At 42.7% G+C, this 22,687-nt stretch carries 21 protein-coding genes; 2 read left to right on the top strand and 19 right to left on the bottom strand.

The features are described from left to right. Positions 1-18 precede the first annotated feature (18 nt). The 9 genes from argR to BUA79_RS05450 all read right to left on the bottom strand — a co-directional run bounded on the left by argR (position 19) and on the right by BUA79_RS05450 (position 7,239). Positions 19-483: an arginine repressor gene (gene argR / locus BUA79_RS05410; protein WP_073993348.1), complete on the bottom strand. Its 465-nt coding sequence runs from the start codon at positions 481-483 to the stop codon at positions 19-21. Then, entirely contained in the window at positions 483-1,340 is an 858-nt protein-coding gene (locus BUA79_RS05415) for an NAD(+)/NADH kinase (protein WP_073993349.1), read from the bottom strand. The genes argR and BUA79_RS05415 overlap by 1 nt, the downstream gene beginning before the upstream one ends. After that, on the bottom strand, positions 1,333-2,157 hold the full coding sequence (locus BUA79_RS05420) for a TlyA family RNA methyltransferase (protein ID WP_073993350.1): 825 nt from the start codon (positions 2,155-2,157) through the stop codon (positions 1,333-1,335). Before BUA79_RS05420 ends, BUA79_RS05415 begins: the two co-directional genes overlap by 8 nt. Then, the gene (gene dxs, locus BUA79_RS05425; protein WP_073993351.1) at positions 2,154-4,037 is read right to left on the bottom strand and encodes a 1-deoxy-D-xylulose-5-phosphate synthase; all 1,884 of its coding nucleotides are present in this window, start codon (positions 4,035-4,037) and stop codon (positions 2,154-2,156) included. Before dxs ends, BUA79_RS05420 begins: the two co-directional genes overlap by 4 nt. A 12-nt stretch (positions 4,038-4,049) precedes the next feature. After that, positions 4,050-4,940 (bottom strand): polyprenyl synthetase family protein, encoded by an 891-nt coding sequence (locus BUA79_RS05430; RefSeq protein WP_073993352.1) that lies wholly within the window; start codon positions 4,938-4,940, stop codon positions 4,050-4,052. Beyond that, positions 4,930-5,157, bottom strand: a complete 228-nt coding sequence (gene xseB / locus BUA79_RS05435; RefSeq protein ID WP_073993353.1) for an exodeoxyribonuclease VII small subunit — start codon at positions 5,155-5,157, stop codon at positions 4,930-4,932. Before xseB ends, BUA79_RS05430 begins: the two co-directional genes overlap by 11 nt. Continuing rightward, complete coding sequence (gene xseA, locus BUA79_RS05440) at positions 5,144-6,364, bottom strand: exodeoxyribonuclease VII large subunit (RefSeq protein ID WP_073993354.1); 1,221 nt, start codon at positions 6,362-6,364, stop codon at positions 5,144-5,146. Before xseA ends, xseB begins: the two co-directional genes overlap by 14 nt. A gap of 9 nt (positions 6,365-6,373) precedes the next feature. Further along, complete coding sequence (gene nusB, locus BUA79_RS05445; RefSeq protein WP_073993355.1) at positions 6,374-6,769, bottom strand: transcription antitermination factor NusB; 396 nt, start codon at positions 6,767-6,769, stop codon at positions 6,374-6,376. A gap of 92 nt (positions 6,770-6,861) precedes the next feature. Next, on the bottom strand, positions 6,862-7,239 hold the full coding sequence (locus BUA79_RS05450; protein ID WP_073993356.1) for an Asp23/Gls24 family envelope stress response protein: 378 nt from the start codon (positions 7,237-7,239) through the stop codon (positions 6,862-6,864). Positions 7,240-7,449: 210 nt separating this feature from the next. Here BUA79_RS05450 and BUA79_RS05455 point away from each other — a divergent pair, with 210 nt between their 5' ends. Further along, a complete protein-coding gene (locus BUA79_RS05455) occupies positions 7,450-8,667 on the top strand; it encodes an MFS transporter (protein WP_073993357.1) in 1,218 nt (405 codons plus the stop codon). A gap of 167 nt (positions 8,668-8,834) precedes the next feature. Here BUA79_RS05455 and BUA79_RS05460 read toward each other — a convergent pair whose 3' ends face one another. The 6 genes from BUA79_RS05460 to BUA79_RS05485 form a co-directional block, all read right to left on the bottom strand. After that, positions 8,835-10,016: an MFS transporter gene (locus BUA79_RS05460; RefSeq protein ID WP_094757323.1), complete on the bottom strand. Its 1,182-nt coding sequence runs from the start codon at positions 10,014-10,016 to the stop codon at positions 8,835-8,837. A gap of 82 nt (positions 10,017-10,098) precedes the next feature. Next, positions 10,099-10,932 (bottom strand): acetyl-CoA hydrolase, encoded by an 834-nt coding sequence (locus tag BUA79_RS05465; protein ID WP_073993359.1) that lies wholly within the window; start codon positions 10,930-10,932, stop codon positions 10,099-10,101. A 71-nt stretch (positions 10,933-11,003) separates the two neighbouring features. After that, positions 11,004-12,074 (bottom strand): butyrate kinase, encoded by a 1,071-nt coding sequence (gene buk, locus BUA79_RS05470; RefSeq protein WP_073993360.1) that lies wholly within the window; start codon positions 12,072-12,074, stop codon positions 11,004-11,006. A 13-nt stretch (positions 12,075-12,087) separates the two neighbouring features. Further along, positions 12,088-12,993: a phosphate acyltransferase gene (locus tag BUA79_RS05475; RefSeq protein ID WP_073993361.1), complete on the bottom strand. Its 906-nt coding sequence runs from the start codon at positions 12,991-12,993 to the stop codon at positions 12,088-12,090. Between the two features lie 144 nt (positions 12,994-13,137). Further along, positions 13,138-13,818 (bottom strand): GntR family transcriptional regulator, encoded by a 681-nt coding sequence (locus tag BUA79_RS05480; RefSeq protein WP_073993362.1) that lies wholly within the window; start codon positions 13,816-13,818, stop codon positions 13,138-13,140. 147 nt (positions 13,819-13,965) lie between these two features. Then, the gene (locus BUA79_RS05485; protein ID WP_073993363.1) at positions 13,966-14,901 is read right to left on the bottom strand and encodes a flavodoxin family protein; all 936 of its coding nucleotides are present in this window, start codon (positions 14,899-14,901) and stop codon (positions 13,966-13,968) included. Between the two features lie 199 nt (positions 14,902-15,100). Here BUA79_RS05485 and BUA79_RS05490 point away from each other — a divergent pair, with 199 nt between their 5' ends. Then, on the top strand, positions 15,101-17,587 hold the full coding sequence (locus tag BUA79_RS05490) for a GH39 family glycosyl hydrolase (protein ID WP_073993364.1): 2,487 nt from the start codon (positions 15,101-15,103) through the stop codon (positions 17,585-17,587). 25 nt (positions 17,588-17,612) lie between these two features. Here the strand turns inward: BUA79_RS05490 and BUA79_RS05495 are convergent, their stop codons facing one another. The 4 genes from BUA79_RS05495 to BUA79_RS05510 are packed head-to-tail and all read right to left on the bottom strand — an operon-like array spanning position 17,613 to position 22,679. Then, a complete protein-coding gene (locus BUA79_RS05495; RefSeq protein ID WP_073993365.1) occupies positions 17,613-18,740 on the bottom strand; it encodes a site-2 protease family protein in 1,128 nt (375 codons plus the stop codon). A 60-nt stretch (positions 18,741-18,800) separates the two neighbouring features. Next, complete coding sequence (locus BUA79_RS05500; RefSeq protein WP_073993366.1) at positions 18,801-20,357, bottom strand: ABC-F family ATP-binding cassette domain-containing protein; 1,557 nt, start codon at positions 20,355-20,357, stop codon at positions 18,801-18,803. Between the two features lie 44 nt (positions 20,358-20,401). Further along, a complete protein-coding gene (gene nuoB, locus BUA79_RS05505) occupies positions 20,402-21,106 on the bottom strand; it encodes an NADH-quinone oxidoreductase subunit NuoB (RefSeq protein WP_073993367.1) in 705 nt (234 codons plus the stop codon). A gap of 7 nt (positions 21,107-21,113) precedes the next feature. Continuing rightward, positions 21,114-22,679, bottom strand: a complete 1,566-nt coding sequence (locus BUA79_RS05510; protein WP_073993368.1) for an NADH-quinone oxidoreductase subunit D-related protein — start codon at positions 22,677-22,679, stop codon at positions 21,114-21,116. Between the last annotated feature and the right edge of the window lie 8 nt (positions 22,680-22,687).

A 22,687-nucleotide genomic window follows, 5' to 3' on the forward strand; every position in this document is an offset into this window, starting at 1 on the left:
ATGCAGTCCTCCTTCACATTATTTGGCTGTATGGATTTCTAAAATATTGTTTATCTTTCCTGTCAGCTTGAATGTATCTTCCACCGAACGAACGGCACACATTATGGTATCGTCCCCTGCTATACAACCTACAATTTCATTGAAATTCAGTTCATCCAGCGCAGCCGCTACCGCCATAGCCATGCCGGATACAGTTTTTATCACCAGAATATTTTGTGCCATTTCCATGCCCGTAAATCCGTCACTTAAGACCCGAAGGTACTTTTCATTCATATCGGCCGGTTTTGTATGGAGCATGACATATTTCTGTTTTCCATCCCTGGCTGCGACTTTCGTGAGCTGGAGTTCACGAATGTCCCTGGAAATGGTAGCCTGGGTAACATTATAGCCAGATTCAATAAGCATCCTGGCCAGTTCCTCCTGGGTTTCAATATCATGGATATTGATAAGTTCGATTATTTTCCGGTGTCTGGTGATTTTCATTATCTCATCTTCTTTCCTAATAATTCTAAAAAGCTCATCTTATTAAGCTTAATAATCTTCGCGGATAAGTCTGCTTTCGTAATGATTACCCTGTCGCTGTCCTCCAGTATCACGTCGTTTTCTCCATCAAATACCAGTATTCTGCGGTTCTGCTTCAAATTCTTGTCCTGCATTATCTCGATTTCGATGGTCACATCCTCGGAAAATACGATGCTTCTTGAGTTAAGGGTGTGCGCACATATCGGTGTTACGACGATAATACTCGATGTAGGCTGGGCAATGGGGCCTCCTGCCGATAGATTGTATCCGGTCGTTCCGGTGGGGGTGGATACAATGATTCCATCTGCGTTATACTGATTCAGAAGCTGGCCATTTACATATATCTTGTATCCGATTATACGGAGCGATCCGCAGCGGTTGATGACGATATCATTTAATGCAATATTTTCTGCAATGACACTATCGTTTCGGAGTATTTTCCCCTCAAGCATCATTCTCTGCTCAATATGATATTCATCTTTAAGCAGTCGATCCAGGGATTCACCGATATTGTTCTTCTCTACTTCCGCCAGATATCCCAGATTCCCGAAATTGATTCCGAGTACGGGAATTCCTTTCGCAGCCATTTCCTTGGCGGCATGGATGAGGGTCCCGTCCCCTCCAATCACCAGAATGCATTGGATTTTTTCAGGAACCTCATCCGGATTGATGAAATCATAATTCTGGTGCTCCTGTGCTGTCTTGAAAACGCTTTTAGTACAAGAGGCCCCTCTGTCTTTTAAATATTTTTCAATCTGGTCGGTTATTTTGAATTCAGGATCTTTGATAGGATTGGTGACCACAAAAAAACTATTCATTATCTGTCCTCTGTTTGTCCAGTTCATCATGAGCCCGTAATACGGTCGAGGTCATGTCAGCCTCTGAAAAAACAAGCCCTTCCTCTTGTGTTTTTTCGATATACATCAGATACTCAATATTTCCCTGGGGTCCCTTGATAGGTGAATATTCAAGACCCAGGATGTTAAAGCTATTTGCTTTTGTAAAGGCAAAAACCTTTTCGATTACTTCCAAATGCGTTTCCTTATCCCGTACAACGCCCTTTTTTCCTACTTTATCCCTGCCTGCCTCAAACTGGGGCTTGATCAGGCATACCATTTTGGCACCCGGCACGAGCAGTTCTCTGACAGCGGGCAGGATTTTATCAAGCGAGATAAAGGATACATCTACCGATGCAAATTCAATCATATCTGCCACATCGTTTTTGGTTATATAGCGGACATTGAATTTCTCCATTGTCACAACTTTTTCGTCATTTCGCAGTTTCCATGCCAGCTGGCCGTGTCCCACATCCACCGCATACACTTTTTTGGCACCGTTTTGCAGCATGCAGTCCGTAAACCCACCGGTAGATGCTCCGATGTCCATGCAGACCAGCCCCTCTACGTTGACATGGAAGGTTTCCAGCGCCTTCTCCAGCTTAAGTCCGCCCCGGCTGACGTATCGGAGGGTATTTCCTCTGAGTTCGATTTCCGCTTCCGTATCTACGGAGGTTCCCGATTTATCTTCCCTCTGACCATTAACAAATACTTCCCGGGACATAATCACTGCCCTGGCATTTTGTCTGGTAGCCACGAGACCTTTTTGTACGAGTAAAACATCTAATCGTTCTTTCATATTATATCATTCCCGTTTTCAATTCCGATTTTTATTTCGATTTTTTTCACAATTGAGGCAGCATCAATATTTCCAGCCTTTTTTAATGTGTCCACATTTCCATGTTCGATATACCCGTTGGGAAGGGCTATATTTATGACTTCCATATCTAATCCCACAGAAGCAGCATACCCTAAAACGCTTTGTCCGAAGCCGCCGTTAAGAACGTTTTCTTCCATGGTTATCAGGTAATCATGGTCCTTTGAGAGCTCCATAATGGCAGCCTCATCGAAAGGTTTGATAAACCTTGCATTCACCAGAGAAACGTAAAGTCCCTTTTTCTTAAGTATTTCACGTACTTCAATGGCAGTTTCCACCATGGATCCCACGGCAAGGATAGCGATTCCTCTTTCTTTATAAATGACTTCACATTTACCGAATTCAATGGGCAGCCGGTATTCTTTAAGTCCGTCGAAAGCTTCTCCTCTTGGGTATCTGATTGCCAAGGGAGCATTAAACTCAGATGCAAACTGAATAGACGCTGCCAGTTCATACTTATTCTTAGGTGCCATGATGTTCAGGTTTGGAATCAGATTCATATAGGAAATATCGAAGACTCCATGATGGGTTTCTCCGTCGCTCCCTACAAGCCCTGCTCTGTCCACCGCAAATATTACAGGCAGATTCTGGATGCAGACATCATGAATAATCTGATCAAAGCCTCTTTGGAGAAAAGATGAATATATAGCCACAAAAGGCTTCAAACCGGTTGATGCAAGCCCGGCCGCAAAGGTGACAGCATGGCCTTCTGCAATTCCCACATCGAAAAAACGTTCCGGGAAGCTTTCTTTAAATCTTTTCAGACCGGTTCCATCCGGCATGGCCGCTGTGATGGCCACAATTTTTTTATTCTTCTCCGCTTCTTTTACAAGCGCAAGGGAAAATACATCCGTATAATCGGGTTTCTCTTTCTTTTTCTTAAGCTTGCCTGTCTCTTTGTCAAAAGGACCGACCCCATGAAAAACATCCGGATGCCTCTCGGCCGGAAGGTACCCCTTCCCTTTTTTGGTCAGTACATGAATCAATACAGGCTGGTTGAGCTTTTTTGCCTCTTTCATGATACTGATGAGCTGATTCACATTATGTCCGTCAACGGGGCCAAGATACGTAATTCCCATATCTTCAAAAAACATGCCCGGAATCAGAAGCTGTTTGAGGGAGCTTTTAGTTTTCTTGAGCTGCCGGACAAGACTCTCCCCAACCATAGGCACCCGGTTCAGCGTATTTTCTATTTCATCCTTGAAATCATTGTAGGATTTGTCTACCCTCAATTTATCCAGATAGCGGGATATTCCACCGACATTTTCAGAAATGGACATGTTGTTATCATTAAGGATTATTATGAAATTCCGTTTAAGCTGTGCTGCATTATTCAATGCCTCATAGGCCATTCCTCCGGTTAACGCTCCGTCCCCGATTACCGAAATGACCATTCCATCCTTATTAAGTATTTCATTCCCACGTACGATGCCAAGACCCGCTGAGATGGATGTAGAGCTGTGGCCGGTATCAAAGCTGTCGCATTCACTTTCCCTTCTTTTCGGGAATCCACTCATTCCGCCGTAGCAGCGCAGAGTTTCAAAATCGTCCCTCCGGCCGGTTAATAGCTTGTGGGTATAGGACTGGTGACCGACATCCCAGACAATTTTATCCTTGGGCAGGTCGAATACAATGTGCATTGCCATTGTCAGCTCTACAACCCCCAGATTGGACGCAAGATGTCCGCCCGTCCTGGAGATTTTATCAATCAGAAATTCCCTGATTTCCGCAGCAAGCGAATCATAGTCCTCTCTGGGTATTCTTTTAATATCATTTTCCATGTTTATTTTCTTAAGTATCACAGTTATTCCTTCTTACTTATTTCTTATGGTGAGATAACGTATCAGTTCAATGAGAAAATCATTCTTCCTATCCATGGAATTCAATTTGTCTATGGCGGAGGACGAAAGACTACGAACCTCCGACTCTGATTCATTTAATCCATTCAGTGTAACAAAGGTAGTCTTCTTGTTTTTTTCATCACTTAAAACAGGTTTCCCTATTTCTTCCATAGTCCCCGTGAGATCCAGAATGTCGTCACGGATCTGAAAAGCCCTTCCGATTTCTGAAGCTGTTTCTTCCATCAGAGAGATTGTTTGATCATCTGAGTCTGCCAGTACTGCCCCTATCATCATGGATGCCTCAATCAAGGCACCGGTCTTCAAAGAATAGATGAAATCCAGCTTTCTTGTATCCAAAGGCAGTCCTGTATTTACTACATCTGCCGTCTGGCCACCAATCATCCCAAACACACCGGATTTTCTGGCCAAAATGGCTGCTGCCCTGGCCATTTTCTTTGAGTCTTCTGACTCTATAATCTGTTGAAGTATAATTTCGAAGGCATAATTTAAAAGGGCATCCCCCGCAAGGATTCCGACAGCTTCCCCATACACGACATGCGTAGTTTTTCTGCCTCTTCTGTATTCATCATCGTCCATGGCAGGCAAGTCGTCGTGAATCAGGGAATAGGTGTGAATCAGCTCCATGGCCGCCATAAAAGGCTCTGTTATGGAGCAATCCCTACCACCGCAAAGCAGATACGTTTCATGAATCAGGATAGGACGAATCCTCTTTCCGCCTCCAAGTACACTATAACGCATGGCTTCCTGCACAATCTGCTGGTATCCCGCGGCAGGAGGCAGGAAGCTGTTCAACACTTCGTCGATATGTGCTATCCGTGTTTTTAGTTCTACATTAAAATTCATGATCTTCCTGTATGCTTCCTTCGTTAAGTATTGTTACTTCCTTTTCAACTTTATCTATCTTCTCATTGCATGATTGAATCAGCTTAACGCCCTCCCTATATAAGGAAAAAGACTCATCCAGGGGAATGTCCGGCTGATCCATTTTAATGATTATTTCATTAATCTGGCTGAGCATTTCTTCCAATGAAATATCAGGTTCTTTCTTAGCTTTTGGCATACTCTTCACCTCGTTTGGTTATATTGGTAACCTTGGACGTAATCTGACCGTCCTGAAGTTCTATTATTACAAGGTCGTCCGTATTGATGTTTTCCACACTCTTAATGGCTTTCCCGGATTCATCCGTGACGAACGCATATCCTTTATTCAATCTGGCTAACGGCGAAAGACCATTGAGTTTTTCTGCCGAAATAGCAATTTCATGGCGGGTTTCCCTGATTCTGCGGGATATTCTTTCGGCCAATTTTGTTTCTAAATCTGCAGTATACTGTTTCTTCTGGTAAATCTGGTTCACTGGACTCAAATATTTCATCCTGACCCCGGCATTATCCAGCCTTTCTCTGGTCCGGTCCAGTTTATCCCTTAACAGCTTGTACATTGTATATCCGGCATCCGAAAGATTCTTCTCAAGCCCGTAATAATCAAATACTGCCAGTTCACATGCTGCAGACGGTGTTGGTGCTCTCATGTCTGCGACGTAATCGGCAATGGTCGTGTCTGTTTCGTGTCCAACACCAGAGATTACCGGTGTTTGGCAGTTAAAGATGGCACGGGCAACGATTTCCTCGTTAAAGGCCCATAAGTCTTCAATGGAGCCGCCGCCTCTGCCAATTATGATTGTGTCCAGTCCCACTCTGTCCAGGGTTTCTATGCCTTTAACAATCGAAGCACCAGCCCCTTCACCCTGAACTTTTGCCGGATAAAGATATAATTTCACGTATGGATTTCTTCTTTTGGCGACATTTATGATATCCTGAATGGCTGCTCCGGTTTTAGCCGTAACTATACCTACTTTAAGGGCGTATGCCGGGATAGGTTTTTTGTACTCCTCAGAAAACATTCCCATTTCACCCAGACGGGTTTTCAATTCCTCATACTGCTGATATAAAATGCCGGCGCCGTCCAGCAGGATTTGTTTTGCGTATAGCTGGTATTTTCCATCTCTCTCATACACATTTATACCGCCCAAGGCGATGACCGTTTGTCCATCTTCCAGTCTGAAGCTTAGTCCTGAACGGTTTCCGGCAAACATTACGGCTGCAATTACTGATGATTTATCCTTCAGTGTAAAATAGATATGACCTGATGAGTGATATTTGCAGTTTGAAACTTCACCCTTGATATATATGTTGGAAAGAGCATAGTCCTGGGTGAAAATCCTTTTTATATATGAATTGACCTGTGATACAGTATATACATTATTCATACCTGTCCTCTAAACCAATTTTGCAAGAATCCCATTAACAAAAGAAGGCGAGTCATCCGTACCATATTTTTTGGCAATTTCTACCGCCTCGTTTATTGCCACGTTCACAGGGATGGTATCATCGTGCTTCATTTCAAAATACGCGAGCCGTAAAATTGAAAGATCAGTCCCGGTTATTCTATCCAGTTTCCATCCTTCCGACACCCCGGCAATAACTTTATCGATATCGTCAAGCATTCCTGTCACGGCTGTGACTTTTTCAGAAATATACTTTCTATCTTCATTTTTGATATTTTCCATATCTTCAAAATACAAATCAATCTGCTCCTTCAGTTCCTCTCTATCATGGAACTGTGTAATAAAAAGCAGCTTAAAAATATTTTCTCGTAATTCTCTTCTTTGCATTGAAATCCTCCGTTACAACTGTTTATTAAAAAAGGGTGTCCACTTTATTGACACCCCTGATTATGCTATATTTATCTCCTGACAGAAAACATTTACTGTTCTTTTTCCGTAACAACGCTTGCGATTCGGATATTTACATCCGCAATGGCAAGACCCGTCATATTTTCAAGGGCGGCCTTTACATTGTCCTGCACGGCGGCAGATACTTCCATCACATTGTATCCGTAAGCTATATTAAGGGAAATATTAACGGAAACCGTACTGTCGCAAAGTTCGACTGTGACTCCTCTTGACAGGTTTTTCTTTCCCAGTTTTGCCACCAGTTCGTTAGTGATGTTCCCAGCCATGGAACCGACGCCTTCTACCTCTGTGGCAGCCAGTCCGGCTATCACAGCCACTACGTCATCAGCAATATGAACCTCTCCAATGTTCCCGGTTTCGTGTATCTTATATGTGTTGCGTTTTTCCACGTTTTCCCTCCCGAGCGTTTCATTTATAACTGTATTATAACAAATTAAACGATAAATGCAACCTATTTAAGGCAGGCCTTCATTCAGAAAACCAGGATAAATTTGTTAAATTAATATTTATGCCGGTTTGTTATAGGAAAAGAAAAAACAATATGATATAATGCGAAATACAAAATATTTTAACTACAAAGAACAAGAGGAGAGATTAAAATGAAATTTAACCGTTGGATTTACGCAATTGCAGGATTTGTCGTTATGTTGTGCGCAGGACTGATTTATGCATGGACGAATATCTCAAAACCGATTCGGGCCGACATCGAAAGTGGAGCTTTGAACATACCTGCTGGCAGCCTGTCTTTGACCTTTTCCATATGCATGGTCTTTTTCTGTATTGGTGGTCTGGTTGGCGGAATGATTGTCAAAAAAGCCAGTGCAAAAATCAATATCATCATTGCTTTGATTTTATTTCCAGCCGGCCTTACCATTGCTGCCAATTCCCATTCAGCAGCAAGCCTTTACCTCGGTTATGGTGTGCTTGTAGGACTGGCTGCCGGATTTGTCTACAATGCCGTCATGAGCGTCGTAACAAGGTGGTTTCAGGACAAGCAGGGATTCATATCCGGGCTTTTGCTTATGGGCTTTGGACTTGGCGGGTTCATTTTAGGTCCCGTTGCCAACATCCTCAAAAATAATGTTGGCTGGAGAACTTCCTTTATCATTTTAGGTATCGCTTTTGCCATTATTCTGTTTATTTCCATATTTTTCATGGTCGTACCGGATGCCGGATATACACCTCCGGCTCCCGCAGCAGGCAAGAAGATAAAACCGGTTATGGAAGGTGCCCTTGATGTTGGTCCCAAAGAGATGATCAAAAGACCTTCCTTCTGGTTTTTCTTCTTTTGGAGCACACTCCTGTCCGGTGCAGCGTTATGTATTATCCCAAATGCGAACGCCCTGGCATCCTCTGTCAGCAATATCGGTGAAATGGGTCTGGTCATCGTTGCCGGAACAATAAGTATATTTAATGGATTAGGAAGAGTACTCTTTGGAACTATCTTCGACAAAAAAGGAAACCGGGCTGCTATCACCGGAGACGCCATCCTGCTTATACTGGCATCTCTCATCCTTCTGGCGGCTGTTCTGTCAAGCAACCTGATATTGACCGTAATTGGCTTCATTGCACTCGGATTGGCCTATGGCGGAGCGCCATCCAATACCTCGGCCTTTATCAACACCTTTTACGGCAACAGGAATTACTCCGTGAATCTGCCTGTCATGAACCTGCAGCTTATCGTGGCATCCCTGTGGGGACCAAACATCGCACAGACTTTCATGTCTTCATCCTCCGGCTTTACCGGCATACTGATCACTATGACCATTGTCGGAATTGTATCCCTGTTCATTTCATTTTTTATACGCAAAGCATAAGGAGCGCGTATCTGCTTCCCTGGTTTGCAAAATCTTTCAGCTGATAGCCAGTCCCGGAAAACTTCCTGGACTGGCTATTTCTTTATGTACTCAGGTTTTTCTTTAGAAATTCAACAAAAAAGGATACCACACGAAGTGATATCCTTTCTGCGTATCTTATATATATCTTATGCCTTTTCTTTCCGCATGAACTGCACGAATATAATCGCCAGAACAGTAAACACTCCCATAATCATAAGGGAAGACAGATAATTTGAGCTTGCCGCCCTGACCATGCCGATCAGGTAGGTTCCTAAAAAGGCTGCTACCAGCAGCGAAAAACTGCTTATTGCAAAGTTTGTCGAGAAATATGTATTACCAAACTGTTTACGTGTAAATGTTGCATTGCTGCCAGGTGCTGCACCATAAGACAAACCGATGCATATATATCCGATCACCAAGAAAGGCAGAAGGCCCGTGTTGAAGCATAAAATCAAAGAAATAACCCCTAAAAGGCCCAGAACCGATGACAATGTGAGTGAAAATGTTCTTCCTTTGATATCATACAGGGTTGAAAATGCAAATTTTCCTAATCCATTGGAGGCTGAGACAAGACCGACCGCCAAAGCAATCATCCCGCCAGGCACGTTGAATTCTGTTGCCAGCGTGGCTGAATGTCCTATCAAAGCCAAGCCCAGCGAACTCACGAATATCTGCCATATATTGAATATCCAAAAATATGGATGGCGGATCATTTCCTTGGGAGATCTGTCTCGAACTTCTGAATCGATTTTTTTATCACTCCATATGGCATTCAAATTCTTAGGTGTTCGGACAAAAAACGCAAGCGCCAGGAAAACCACAATGAAAGTAATTCCCAGATATACGAAGGTTTCCCTCCACTCAATTATATTAATCAGTTTTTTGGCAACAGTTCCCAGGACAAGTCCTCCCATACCAAAACAAAACAGCATTGATCCATTTATGATTCCTATACGCTTTGGATAGTACATAGGAACGATGCTCAGGATGCAGTTATATGCTGACCCTACCGACAATCCACAAAACACTCCATAGAACACATATAGCTGCCACAGAGAGGTCAGACGTGAAGTCAGTAGAAACCCTATCAGGATTACAATCGCATTGATAATCAGCAGAATACTTACATTGATTTTCTTTCGGATCCTGGCTGCTACCAGTCCTCCTATACAGAAAAAGGACATGCATATTGTAAATGTGAGGGAGGTCTGGTCCCTCGTCCAACCAAATTCTTTCTCAAGTGGTGCCACAAATATAGACCATGCATAGATTAGTCCCAGCAATAGCATAATTATTGCCGAGCTGGCCGTTGCCATAATTTTTCTCATTATCTAATTACCTTTCTCAATTTATAAAAAGGACTTCCGCCTTTGGCAGAAGTCACTTAAAAGCATAATATTTATTCTGACTTTAGCGCATTGCAAGATATCCACGATACTGGGACATGTTGTCACTGGCAGCATAGTCTGTCAGAAAAATACCATCAAATTCAAAAGTCGCCTGTAAATATGGAAAAGCATCTACACTTGCCCAGGATGGTTTTTCAATATTTTTAGCTTTGACAACTGCAGCCTGATACCACGCATTTGGTCCGTCAAACCACATTTCTACTACTCGGTGGAAAGCACAGCCATTGATGGACTGGATGACTTTGCTCGTAAGAATCCTGGTCACTTCCGGCATTTCCTGGAAGGCAGGAATCATTTTCTCATAAAACCACTTATCCCCTTCTTCCATCGAGGTACCCTCCGGATATTTCATTACAAAGTTCCAGCGGTAATTTGGTCCATTTTCTATCGTTCTTTCCTTGCCTTTGAAATCCTCTTCCCAGCAAAGCGGGAGGAATGCAAATATGAAAGGGGCACAGCCATTGTGACCGCCCTTAGATCTCGCCTCATCTCCTTCAAAATTCACTTCAAGATCATCATCGGGAATGTTTCCCTGCCACTTAAGGACATCGCACGGGAAATATTCTGTAAGAGCTTTGTTCTTAAAATGTTCTGTGAACGGATTCACCATCCAGTAATGTTCCGTGAGCTGCTGGCGAATTGTACCAAACCGTTCTCCTTCCGGAGGCGTCGGCAGAGCATTATAAAAACAATACTTCGATACATATGGCGCAAATTGTGAAATACTGTCCGGCACATGATAGTGGTATAGCCAGTTCTGTAATCTGTGGCGGTACTCCTCCTTCACGCAGTCGACATAAATCAAGCTTCTCATTGGCTGAAATTCTGGTCCCATAATATAACTCCTTTCTTGTCTGATTAAATTCTATATGATTCGCATATATTTATACGAATGTAACAGCAGTTTTATTCCGATCTGTGAAATTCTTTTGCCATTTCTTTTCCCCTGAGCACACGCAGTCCGCCTAATGCAAGGGATTCCATCTCGTTTTCTCCCGGATATACAATGACCGGCGCTATAAATTTAACTCTCTCAGCAATCATGCCGGTGAAGGTTTCCGAATAAGCAATTCCGCCTGTCAGGATGACAGCTTCCACGTTTCCGTTTACGACTGCCGCCTCGCTGGCAATGTGTTTGGCGATGTTTAAAGTCATGGCTTTATATACCATTTCCGCTTTTTTATCGCCGTCTTTCATCATCTTTTCCACTTCACGGGTATCTGTAGTTCCAAAATACGCAACGAAACCGCCTTTGTTCTTAACCATTTTCATCAGGGATTTTTTGTCATACTTTCCCGAGGTTGCCATATCGATAACCTGGAAAAGCGGAAGTCCACCGGTTCGTTCCGGTGAGAATGGCCCCTCTTCATCACTAACGATATCTGCTACACGTCCGTCTTCGTGAAGGCTGACAGAAATTCCTCCTCCAAGATGGGCTACAATCAATGAACAATCCTTGTATTCTTTGTCATGCTCTTTTGCATAGCGCATAGCAGCTGCACGCATATTCAGGTTGTGTCCGAGACCTTTTCTTCTCATCTCTGGAAGCCCTGTTATTTTCAAAAGGGGAAGCATCTCATCTACGGTCACGCCATCATAAATGAAAGCCGGGATATCGTATTTAGTTGAAATATCAAAAGCAATAACCGCCCCAAGATTGGAAGCATGTTCATTTTGCGGCTTGTTTCTAAGCTGCCAAACCATATCTTCATTTACTCTGTAGGCACCTGCTTCAATTGGAGGCAGAAGTCCTCCCCTGGACACTACAGCTGTCAGCTGGTCCAACGACACACCTTTCTCTTCAACGGTTTTGTAGATAAGGTCTCTCCTGAATTCATACTGATCCATGATTTCACTGAATTTGGTCAGTGTTTCGCTGTCGTGGTTAATATTTTCCACAAACAGCTGTTTTTCATCCTCATACACGGCTATTTTGGTAGATGTTGAACCCGGATTGATGATTAGTAGTTTTTCCATATTTCCTCCTGGATTAATTTGTCGCACAGGCAGCCAGTACGATAGATAAATATTTTTCCTCAGCGGAAGATCCTCTGGATGTAAGAATTATCGGAGCTTTCGCGCCAACTATAAAGCCGGCCATCTTTCCTCCGGCTATCGTAACAATGGATTTTCCGAGAATATTCCCCACCTGGATATTTGGAACCAGAATCATATCTGCATCTCCTGCAACCGGATTATGATACCCCTTGATGTCAGCAGCTTCTTTATCCAGGGCAATGTCCAAGGAAATCGGTCCTGCAACGATACAGTTTTTTATTTCGCCGGATTTATTCATCTGGGCAAGCTGATCTGCTTCGACAGTCTCAGGCATTTTGGGATTTACTTTTTCAACGGCAGCCACTGCCGCAACCTTCGGACAGTCATACCCCAACTTAATCATTGTATTGACGGCATTATCAATTATCTCCTTCTTCTGCTGCAAAGTAGGGTATGTAACCATGCCTCCGTCGCTTGTAACCAGTAATTTATGATAGTATGGCAATTCATTTATAACGAAATGCGACATCACTTTTCCCATGCCCAGCCCGGTCTCTTTATTCACTACCGGCTTAAGGATCTGAGAAGTTTCCAGTTTGCCTTTCATTATGAAATCCCCTTTTCCTTCTCGGACAAGAGCCACAGCTTTATAAGCGGCTTCATCCGGATCTGGAACGTCATAAATATCCGTTTCAGGGATTTCCATGCCAAGTTTATTGAGAATCGCCATAATAACCTTCTTGTCACCAACCAGGACAGGCCTTACAATTCCCTCCTTCACTGCGTGGTATACTGCTTCCAGTGTATGCTCATCACCAGCGGCAGCAACTATCATTCGTTTTGGTTCTGAAAAGCTTTTCACCTTGGCAATCAGCTCTTCAAAATTTTTCAACACCATAAAATACCTCCAGACCTGCTTTTATACTTCGATAAAATATGTGGATTGGATCAATATGCAGATCCAACATGTACATATTATCATACAGGAAAAAGAAAATCAATATATTATGCATAATATATTTTGCATAATATATTGAAGAAATTAATCCGCTTTAACAGAATTTTTGAGATTTTTTATAATGTATCCTCTGGACCACACACGATGCTCTTTCAGCGCATCCAGAATCTTCAGGACATCGCCTTCCCGAACGGCATCCCGGATCGTTTCAAAAAAAACAATCCCTGCTGGAAATTCACTGAAGCAGCTGCTGGTTGCCGAATCGGGCATCACGAACAGGTTGTGCAGGATTTCTTCCTGACCCTTCAATGAATTGCTGCGGTTAATGATCCTCTTATTGTCGGCATTCGTGTAAAAAACATTTTTTATTCTCCGTATGCAGATACAGCTCTCCTTCAAATCCTTGGAATCTCTGTAGTCATCTACGTAACGGCTGATTTCATTGGCCATTTCATCGTGATTTCCCTTTTCCATGGCATAATAGCAGGCGGCCATTTCATATGCTGCGGCAAGTTCCTGAATTTCACGCACGTCATCTGCAGTAATTTCAATTACTGTCGCTCCAACGTTATTCTCAAAATCCACCAACCCCTCGTTCATAAGCCTGTTGAGTGCTTCCCGGACAGGTGTCGAACTTACGCTGTATTCTTCCTGTAATTTTATAAGTGTAAGTCTGCTTCCAAGCGGTATATCCATTTTTATGATACGATCCCTAAGACTTTCGTATACCTGGTCCACCAAAGACATTTTTTTAATTTTCACCATATAATCATCCCTCTTTAAATGTATTTGTATTTGATATTATGTATAATACATTGTCTCATCATATGGGAAATAATACAAGTTTATTCTAAAAAAAGCCGTTATAAGTTTTCTTTCAGAATCCCTATAACAGCCTGATTGAATATTTTATTATTTTGAAGGAGTCGTTGCTGCGATAAACTCTTTATATTTGGCTACTCGGGCCTTATATTCATCCGATTTCTGGGACTCCGACAGTTTCCCTTCATTGGTTCGAATATCGTCGGCATGAATGAATTTTCCAGAAAGTGTATCATGTGCATGTGCAATCTGTGTTTCAGGAAAAACAAATGTCATCTTCCCATCTTTTATTTCCATATTTCCTTCGATACCGCAAAGGCAGCAGATAGCTTTTGCCGAGTCTTTGTCGAGAAAGAAATTATTGCTGTGACAGTGCGGACACACACCCTCTTCACTTTTATACTCTGCTTTTTCATAGTCCAATGCCGCATTCGCGATATTCTGGCCGATTTCATGGGCTTGAGCGAGATATTCATCATTCATCATTATGCCTTTTGACCACTTGAAAACATCATTATTAATGACTTTCCACATTGGCGTAAGTGCATGTATGCCGCAGTGTAATTGAATATCTGTTGCCCAGTCGGAACCGCCGACTCCCATGTAGGAGACAACCTTATCCTTGAGCAGACGTGGATCAGGAGCGATTCCTCCCATTTCCTCCGCAATCTTTGTGCCGATGATATTATTTCCCCTGTCTGTTCTTGGACCAAAACGATCTGTGATAGTCCTGAAAAGACCCGTTGCGCCTTTTTCAAAAATCGGAATAGAAAATACCACTCCGTCAGCATCCAGCATCTTCCCAAGCAGCCAGTCAAAATCATCCTTCAATATACATTTTCCGCCTTTTCCACCAAAAAGGCCTTTAACACATGCGATGCATCCCGTGCAATGTTTGATATCGAGATCATTCAGTCGTATAAATTCAACCTCTGCCCCCATATCCTTCGCACCCATAAGGGCTTCTTTGCACATTGCGTCATTGTTTCCATTCTTTGTTCCGCCGGAAATACCTAAAATTTTCATATGTATGACATCCTCTCCATTCAATGATTTATAGTTCTTAGTTTAGCAGAGGATCAGTTAAATGTTAACGTCTGATTTTATTAGATATTAACACCATTTTTGCAATTAACCAAATAAGTCTTTTTCTGTCGATTTGAATATGTTAAAATAATGTATATAAAATATCAAATATATACAGTATTGAAAGGTGGTTATCTCAATGGATGCCAAACAAATATCTTTTGATTTCGGTAAGGAAGTACCCATTCAATTTTCTATCGTCACTACTGCCCCTCTGGGAAGGCATTGGCATCCTCAGATTGAAATTGTGTATGTGCTCGAGGGAGAATCGGAAATCATAATGAATGAACAGAAATATCTTTTAAAAGAGGACCAGCTCCTGGTAATAAATCCTTACAGAATCCATACAATTCAGAATGACAAATGCACAATGGGGGTTTTTCTTATCAATCTTTCCATGTTCGACCAGACACTTGTGCGAGAATCCCTTCAGATTGATTGCAACAGCATCACAATCGGAAACGATGACCAGCTGCTGCCATTAAAACATCTTCTTGCCCGAATCGTAAAATCCAACATTTCCATCGAGAAACCGAAGCATGCGGAACTGCTGAATAAATCTCTTGCCTATGCCCTGTTGTTCGAACTCATCTCTAAATTCAGTGTAAAGGAGGTATCCGGCACAATCGAGACTTCGGCCACTTTCAACCGCATGGAAGATATCATCAAGTACATAAATCTTCACTATGCCGAAAACATTTCCCTGAAAGAACTATCCCGGGATTTTTTTCTTTCGGTGCCTTATCTGTCTCGAATTTTCAAGAAATATATCGGAATGAACTTCACGGAATATCTGAACAGTGTCCGGCTGGCCCGCTCTGTAGAATTCCTTCGGGATTCAGAAATCACAACAGAAAACATTTCCCAGCTCTGCGGATTTCCCAACAGTCGATCCTTTGTCAATACATTTCGCAAGGAATACGGAGAAACTCCCGCACAATACCGAAGAAATATAAAACTTCAAAAACCAGATTCCCCTCGTCCCCTGGTTCCGTCCCAGCACAACCAGCTTTATGTGCTGGCAAAATATCTGCACAACGAAGAGCTCGGGTCATCCGATGTGCAATATTATTTTCCGGATCTTGCCGAAATTGCTCCGGTTGATGTGACGCAGAAGGGTTTTCCATTGAAGCACACATATCGCAGGATGATTGGAATCGGCAAAGCAAAGCATCTTTTGTATCAGGAAAGCAGAAATATCCTTACCTGTGTTCAAAAAGAACTTGGTTTTTCATATATCACCTTTTACGGACTGCTGGATGATGACATGATGGTATTTTCCCGGGATGGGTCGCATAACCCGCATTATAATTTCCAATATATTGATGCCGCCTTTGATTTCCTTGTATCCATAGGACTCAAGCCGTTCATACAGCTATCCTTCATGCCAAAGGATTTGGCTGAAACCTCTGACAGAACTATGTTCTATAATCCATCAATCATCAGCTTGCCAAATGCACTCAGCGACTGGTACGAACTAGTCCGAAGACTGACACAGCATCTGCTCTCCCGTTACGGAGAAGAAGAGGTCACAACATGGCCGTTTTCTGTTTGGAACGAGCCAGAAACCTCGGAAAGCCTGTATGGTTTTGAGGATCAGAATGCTTTCTTTCGATTTTACAAGGAAACATTCCATTCCGTAAAGGGTTGCTGTGCAGGAATTTCATTTGGGACCCCATCCTTCATCTGTGAAACTCTGGAGCAGATGGACTGGTTCAGGGACTACATGAAATATTGTCAGGACAATTCGTGTATACCTGAATTCTTGAACTATCATTTTTTTCCTTTGAAATTGAATGATAAAATAGTGGAAAGAAATTTTGTTGCATCTTCCGCCCTGAAATACAGGGAATCACCGGATTCCTTGAAAGAAAGCATTTACAGCATTCTTAAAAATCTAAAGGACGGCAGCTTTCTATTTGACCGGATTTTTATGACGCAATGGAATTCATCCGTTTCCCACCGCGAACTCATAAATGATACGGCCTTCAAGTCCGCATATATCGTAAAAAACATACTGGAAAATTATGACAGACTGGACAGCTTCAGTTACTGGATGCTCTCGGATTTCAATGACGAATTGCAGGTTCCGGAACAGGCTTATCATGGCGGACTCGGTCTTATAACAGCAAACGGCGTCAGAAAAGCCTCCTATTATGCATTTGTCCTGTTAAGCAGGCTCGGATCCACTTTAATCGGCAAAGGAAACGGTTATTTTATCACGCGAAACGGCGGATCCTTCCAGATAATTCTGTATAACTATCAGCATTTTTCAAAACTTTACGCAGAAGGAGAACTTTTTGACCTGACCTTTACAAGCCGGTATGCCCCATTTACAAACGAAAGTTATAAGAAAATGGTTCTTCCCCTGGAAGGGCTTGACGATAGAAAATATCAAATACGGGAAACCATTCTGAATAGAAAATATGGCAGCTCCTTTGATAATTGGGTCAATGCAGGAGCACTGCCGTTTGAAACTCCGGAAGAAGCCGACTACATCAACGGCATATCCAGACCCCACGTACAAAGACGAATCATACAGGTTTCCGGAAATTACCATACTTTTTCCTGTGAGCTCGAACCACATGAAGTCCGTCTAATTGAAATGGCGCCCAGTCTGGACTGACGGGCGCCTTTGTTTTTTTACATTTTTATTTGTTGATCTGGCCATATATACTTAGATAATTAATAATATCAGTGTTAGAGATTATTCCATGCAATGTTCCATTTTTATCTACAACGATGACCCGTCCGATTCCATTCTGGGATATCTTTGACACGGCCGCAGAAACAGAGTCTTCCGGCACGACAAGCATTTTTTCCGTCAGAGCTGTCCGTATGTTGCCCACAGTCTTCGTTCCTCGGTGCTCCCGGTCCAGATTCTTAACCGTTTCCGTCCTGACGATCCCAATCATTTCCCCCTCCCGCATCACAGGAAAGATGGCGAACTTATATTTCAAAATATAATGATCAATCAGCTCTTGTACCGTGAGAGCATAATCGACCGTCACTACTTTTTCGGTCATGAACTGGCCTACCTGGATTTTATCAAAAACATTGGAAATCAGCATGGATTTATATTCAGAGAGGGACATCTGCATAAGAAGCCAGCTTATGAACGCAAGCCATATCCCATTGAATATGTAGCCATTAAAAGCTAAAAATACTCCCACAAATATCAAGAGATATCCGAAACCTTTTCCAATGTCTGATGCGATTTTTGTGGCTTTTTGAAGTCCTCCGCCAAACCGCCAGATCAATGCCCGCAATATTCTTCCGCCATCCAGCGGAAAGGCAGGAATCAGGTTGAACAGGGCCAAATAAAGATTCGTGGCAGACATGTACTGCAGTGGTATGGAAATAATGCCAGCTATTCCGGAATTTGGCAGAATTGCTGAAACCGCCCAGAAAACCAGTGACAGGAGGATGCTCATGGCAGGACCGGCAATTGCAATCTTGATTTCAGTTCCAGGTTTATCCGGCTCCTTTTCAATCTGCGCAGCTCCCCCGAATATGTAGAGGGAAATGCTCTTTACCGGAATGCCGAGCCTGACGGAAACCAGGGAGTGAGATAATTCATGAAGGAGTATGGAAATGAAAAACAGAATACCCACAGCTGCTCCCAGAATCCATCTGACGGGCACTTGCATATCCGGATAAAGCTGCGGCAAATATCCAGCTGCCAGAGAATACATGATCAGGATGAAGATAATGAACCAGCTGTAGTTTACTTCTATCCGGATACCCTTTATTTTTCCGATAGCAAAAGTTCCACCCATAGATTACCCTCCTGTCTGTTATGAATTTATTTTATCATATCAGCAGATGGATATAAACAATTATAAAAGTTTTGTGGTCCATTCGGAACAGTCCCAAACGTCCGTTGCAAGATCTTCATAAAAATCCGGCTCATGGCAAACCATCAGAATACTCCCCTTGAAGTCCTGCAGTGCCCGTTTTAATTCTGCTTTGGCCTCCACATCCAGATGGTTTGTGGGCTCATCCAGAACCAGAATATTCGTTTTCCGGTTGATCAATTTACATAGTCTGACTTTTGCCTGTTCTCCGCCGCTCAGGACTTTGACGAGGCTCTCAATATGCTTCGTAGTCAGGCCGCACCTCGCCAGGGCAGAACGCACTTCATACTGGGTAAATCCCGGAAACTCTTTCCAGATTTCTTCAATACACGTTGTTTTTATATCCTTCGGCATTTCCTGTTCAAAATATCCGATCTCAAGGTAATCCCCCAGTTCTACACTGCCAGACAAAGGTTTCTGCATTCCAAGAATGCTTTTCAAGAGGGTTGATTTTCCAATCCCGTTAGCTCCGGTCAGTACGATCTTCTGGCCTCTTTCCATTTCAAGATTCAGTGCAGAAGAAAGAGGCTCATTATAGCCGATGATTAAATTTGTCGTCCTGAATATATATCTACCCGGCGTCCTCGCTTCTTTAAAACAAAAAACCGGTTTTGGTTTATCCGCCGCCAGCTCTATGACATCCATCTTATCAAGCTTTTTCTGCCTCGACATGGCCATGTTCCTGGTGGAAACCCTTGCCTTGTTTCGGGCAACGAAATCCTTTAATCCCGCTATTTCCTTCTGCTGTCTATTGTAGGCTGCCTCTTTCTGGGATTTCTTCATTTCATATACTTCCATGAATTTATCATAATCTCCCACATAACGGTTCAATTCCCTGTTGTCCATATGATATATAAGATTAACCACGCTGTTCAAAAATGGTATATCATGGGTGATCAGAATAAAAGCGTTTTCATATTCGTTCAGATAACGCTTCAGCCAGTCAATATGCTCTGTGTCCAGATAGTTTGTGGGCTCATCCAGCAAAAGTATGTCTGGTTTTTCCAACAGTAGTTTTGCCAGCAACACTTTAGTCCTTTGTCCTCCGCTTAAGTCCATGACATCTTTGCCAAGACCGATATCATTCAGACCAAGGGCCCTGCCGATTTCATCGATTTTTGCATCGATCATATAAAAATCATGCATGGTCAGAAGGTCCTGAATGGTACCCAGTTCCTCCAGGTACACTGTCATTTCCGAATCCGTAGCTTCTCCCAGCCTGTCACAGATTGTGTTCATATTCTTTTCCATTTCATAAAGAAAATCATATGCAGAAGCCAGCACATCCCGAATGGTCATGCCTTTTTCTAATACTGTGTGCTGATCCAGATAGCCGACCCTGACGTTCTTGGACCACTCAACATTCCCTTCATCCGGCATCAGTTTTCCGGTTATTATATTCATGAAAGTGGACTTTCCCTCTCCGTTTGCTCCAATCAATCCGATATGTTCGCCTTTAAGAAGACGAAAGGAAACATTCTCAAATATTCCCCTGTCCCCAAACCCGTGCGTCAGGTTCTCTACGTTTAATATGCTCATTAATGACTCCTTAGGTTTTTTCTTCACGATTCTAACACATAAGCTTATATTCTGTCCATCAGCAATAGCAGTCCGTATATGATTGCCTGAGGAGAAGGGGGACACCCTGGAATATAGAGATCCACCGGCAATATATTGCTTAGTTTATCAAGATTTCCGTACCCATCTTTAAAAACCCCTCCATCATTGGCACAGCTCCCTACCGCAATAACCAGCTTTGGCTCAGACATGGCATCATATGTTTTGAGCAGAGCCTTCTTCATGTTGACAGTGACCGGACCTGTTACCACAATACCGTCACAATGTCTGGGAGATGCAGAAAAATTTATTCCGTACCTGGACAAGGCATAAAAATTGTTCTGCGTTGCGGAAAGCTCCAGCATGCATGCATTGCAGGAACCTGTATCCACCGATCTCAGCACCAGAGATCTGTTGAAGATTTTAAAGATTTTCGATCTTAACTCTTCGCCTTTTTCTGACAAATGCGCCATTTTATAATCAGAGGATGCAGTAAGGGCCTCCTGTTTGCATACACCGATGCATTCTTGGCAGAATATGCATTTGTCCATTTGTACTTCTGCCATTTCTCCCAGCGTGATGGCTCCCGCAATGCACTCTGCTGCACATTCCCCACATCGACTGCATCTTTTGCTGTCCACCAGAATCCGCCCATTGGCATATCCATTTTCATACAAGGAGTCTTTAACGGATTCGCTGCCATATTTAATTCTATCCCAAATAATTTTCATATTTAACCTACCTGTCGTTTTCAGAATATGACATGTTGAAACTTTTGTTGCATAGCGGAAAATCCGGGACAATCTCCCCAAGCACTGCAAACGTAAGGCCCTCCCAGTTCATGAAGGACGGAGTCCGCATGTAAAGTCTTTCAAACCTGTTGTTTAAACCGGTTTTTCCATATACTATCAATTCACCCTTTACAGTCTCAACAATGGAAAATCCTTCCACCCCGGGCTCGATGTTGATTTTTTCCCTGCATTTATTTACGTCATTCTCCACCAGATTCAGCGCCTGTCGAATAAACAGAAACGCGTCTTTGATTTCAGCAATTTTTATCTTATACCGTTCAAATGCCCCGCCCGTCTTCTCAAAATTGATTTCTTTTTTTAGAGATTGATATATCTCGTAAGGAAAACTTTTTCTTACATCATAGTGGATGTCAGACGCCCTGGCCACGACGCCAGTCATGTTGAGACTTTTTGCAATTTTATTTTCAACAATACCGGTATCCTCTACTCTGTCCAAAAATGACACGGCGTTCAGAGTGATATCCAGCAGCCCGTCAAACCGTTTTTCCACCATTTGCAGTGTCTCCAGTATATCGGCTTTATTCGCTAGGGTGATTTTTGAATTTAGGCCGCAGGGAACAATCACGTTTCTTAAAAATCTGCTCCCAGTTATTCTTTCGCATAGCTGGTGGATCATTTCTGATAAATATGCGAATTTTTTTGCCGGATAACTAAATCCAACATCCAAACATATTCCACCAATATCATCCAGATAGTTGTACGTTCTCTCCAGCTCCAGCAATACAACTCGTACAGCTTTTATGTCTTCCGGCAGATTATAATCCAATATTTTTTCAATAAGCAGGGCGTATGCTTCTGCGTACGCGACAGATGATTCACCGGAAACCCTTTCCAGTATCAGATTCAACCTGTTAATGTCTGTATTTTCACAGATTTTCTCGATGCCCCTGTGCTTATACATCAGGCGTATTTCCAGATTTTCAATGGGTTCTCCTATAGCGCTGAACCGAAAATGCCCCGGCTCTATAATTCCCGCATGAACCGGTCCGACAGGAATCTGATACCCGCCTCCATTCGTAACTTCCTTAAATCGGTAAACTTCCGTCTCGTTCAGATTTCTGATTTTTCTTCCATAGGTAAAATCTTTGCAGAGAGGATAAACATCCTTCTCCCATTCTTCATGTTTAACCAGATGCCTGTTGTCAATTGCCCCAACGATTTCCAATCCAAACAGATCTCTGATTTCCCTTTCAAACAGACCGCTCTGATTTGCCAGTCCCTGAAGCGAGATCAGTTCCCCTTCGGTTTCGTATCTTATTATGACAAAATAGCCCTGTTTTCTGCTGGTAAGAATAACGCTGATTACAAACATGTCCTCCTGCATGCAGAACTCCCCGGCGAAGTACATCCGGAAGTCCCTGAACATGCACTCCGTAATTTTTATTATATTATCTTTATCAGCATATACGAAAAGCTCATTCTTATTTTTAATCTCTGTATTCAAGCCGGGATTTCCCGCTAATATGGCATCTTTTATTTCTTGTAATCTCATCCGTTCAC

The organism is Parasporobacterium paucivorans DSM 15970, from assembly GCF_900141895.1.
Lineage (GTDB): Bacteria > Bacillota > Clostridia > Lachnospirales > Lachnospiraceae > Parasporobacterium > Parasporobacterium paucivorans.

What these genes read in the sequence shown, in the direction of transcription:
- argR (WP_073993348.1), bottom strand. Translation starts at nt 483, where the DNA reads ATGAAAATCACCAGACACCGGAAAATAATCGAACTTATCAATATCCAT.
- BUA79_RS05415 (WP_073993349.1), bottom strand. Translation starts at nt 1,340, where the DNA reads ATGAATAGTTTTTTTGTGGTCACCAATCCTATCAAAGATCCTGAATTC.
- BUA79_RS05420 (WP_073993350.1), bottom strand. Translation starts at nt 2,157, where the DNA reads ATGAAAGAACGATTAGATGTTTTACTCGTACAAAAAGGTCTCGTGGCT.
- BUA79_RS05430 (WP_073993352.1), bottom strand. Translation starts at nt 4,940, where the DNA reads ATGAATTTTAATGTAGAACTAAAAACACGGATAGCACATATCGACGAA.
- xseB (WP_073993353.1), bottom strand. Translation starts at nt 5,157, where the DNA reads ATGCCAAAAGCTAAGAAAGAACCTGATATTTCATTGGAAGAAATGCTC.
- xseA (WP_073993354.1), bottom strand. Translation starts at nt 6,364, where the DNA reads ATGAATAATGTATATACTGTATCACAGGTCAATTCATATATAAAAAGG.
- nusB (WP_073993355.1), bottom strand. Translation starts at nt 6,769, where the DNA reads ATGCAAAGAAGAGAATTACGAGAAAATATTTTTAAGCTGCTTTTTATT.
- BUA79_RS05455 (WP_073993357.1), top strand. Translation starts at nt 7,450, where the DNA reads ATGAAATTTAACCGTTGGATTTACGCAATTGCAGGATTTGTCGTTATG.
- BUA79_RS05460 (WP_094757323.1), bottom strand. Translation starts at nt 10,016, where the DNA reads ATGAGAAAAATTATGGCAACGGCCAGCTCGGCAATAATTATGCTATTG.
- BUA79_RS05465 (WP_073993359.1), bottom strand. Translation starts at nt 10,932, where the DNA reads ATGGGACCAGAATTTCAGCCAATGAGAAGCTTGATTTATGTCGACTGC.
- buk (WP_073993360.1), bottom strand. Translation starts at nt 12,074, where the DNA reads ATGGAAAAACTACTAATCATCAATCCGGGTTCAACATCTACCAAAATA.
- BUA79_RS05475 (WP_073993361.1), bottom strand. Translation starts at nt 12,993, where the DNA reads ATGGTGTTGAAAAATTTTGAAGAGCTGATTGCCAAGGTGAAAAGCTTT.
- BUA79_RS05480 (WP_073993362.1), bottom strand. Translation starts at nt 13,818, where the DNA reads ATGGTGAAAATTAAAAAAATGTCTTTGGTGGACCAGGTATACGAAAGT.
- BUA79_RS05485 (WP_073993363.1), bottom strand. Translation starts at nt 14,901, where the DNA reads ATGAAAATTTTAGGTATTTCCGGCGGAACAAAGAATGGAAACAATGAC.
- BUA79_RS05490 (WP_073993364.1), top strand. Translation starts at nt 15,101, where the DNA reads ATGGATGCCAAACAAATATCTTTTGATTTCGGTAAGGAAGTACCCATT.
- BUA79_RS05495 (WP_073993365.1), bottom strand. Translation starts at nt 18,740, where the DNA reads ATGGGTGGAACTTTTGCTATCGGAAAAATAAAGGGTATCCGGATAGAA.
- BUA79_RS05500 (WP_073993366.1), bottom strand. Translation starts at nt 20,357, where the DNA reads ATGAGCATATTAAACGTAGAGAACCTGACGCACGGGTTTGGGGACAGG.
- nuoB (WP_073993367.1), bottom strand. Translation starts at nt 21,106, where the DNA reads ATGAAAATTATTTGGGATAGAATTAAATATGGCAGCGAATCCGTTAAA.
- BUA79_RS05510 (WP_073993368.1), bottom strand. Translation starts at nt 22,679, where the DNA reads ATGAGATTACAAGAAATAAAAGATGCCATATTAGCGGGAAATCCCGGC.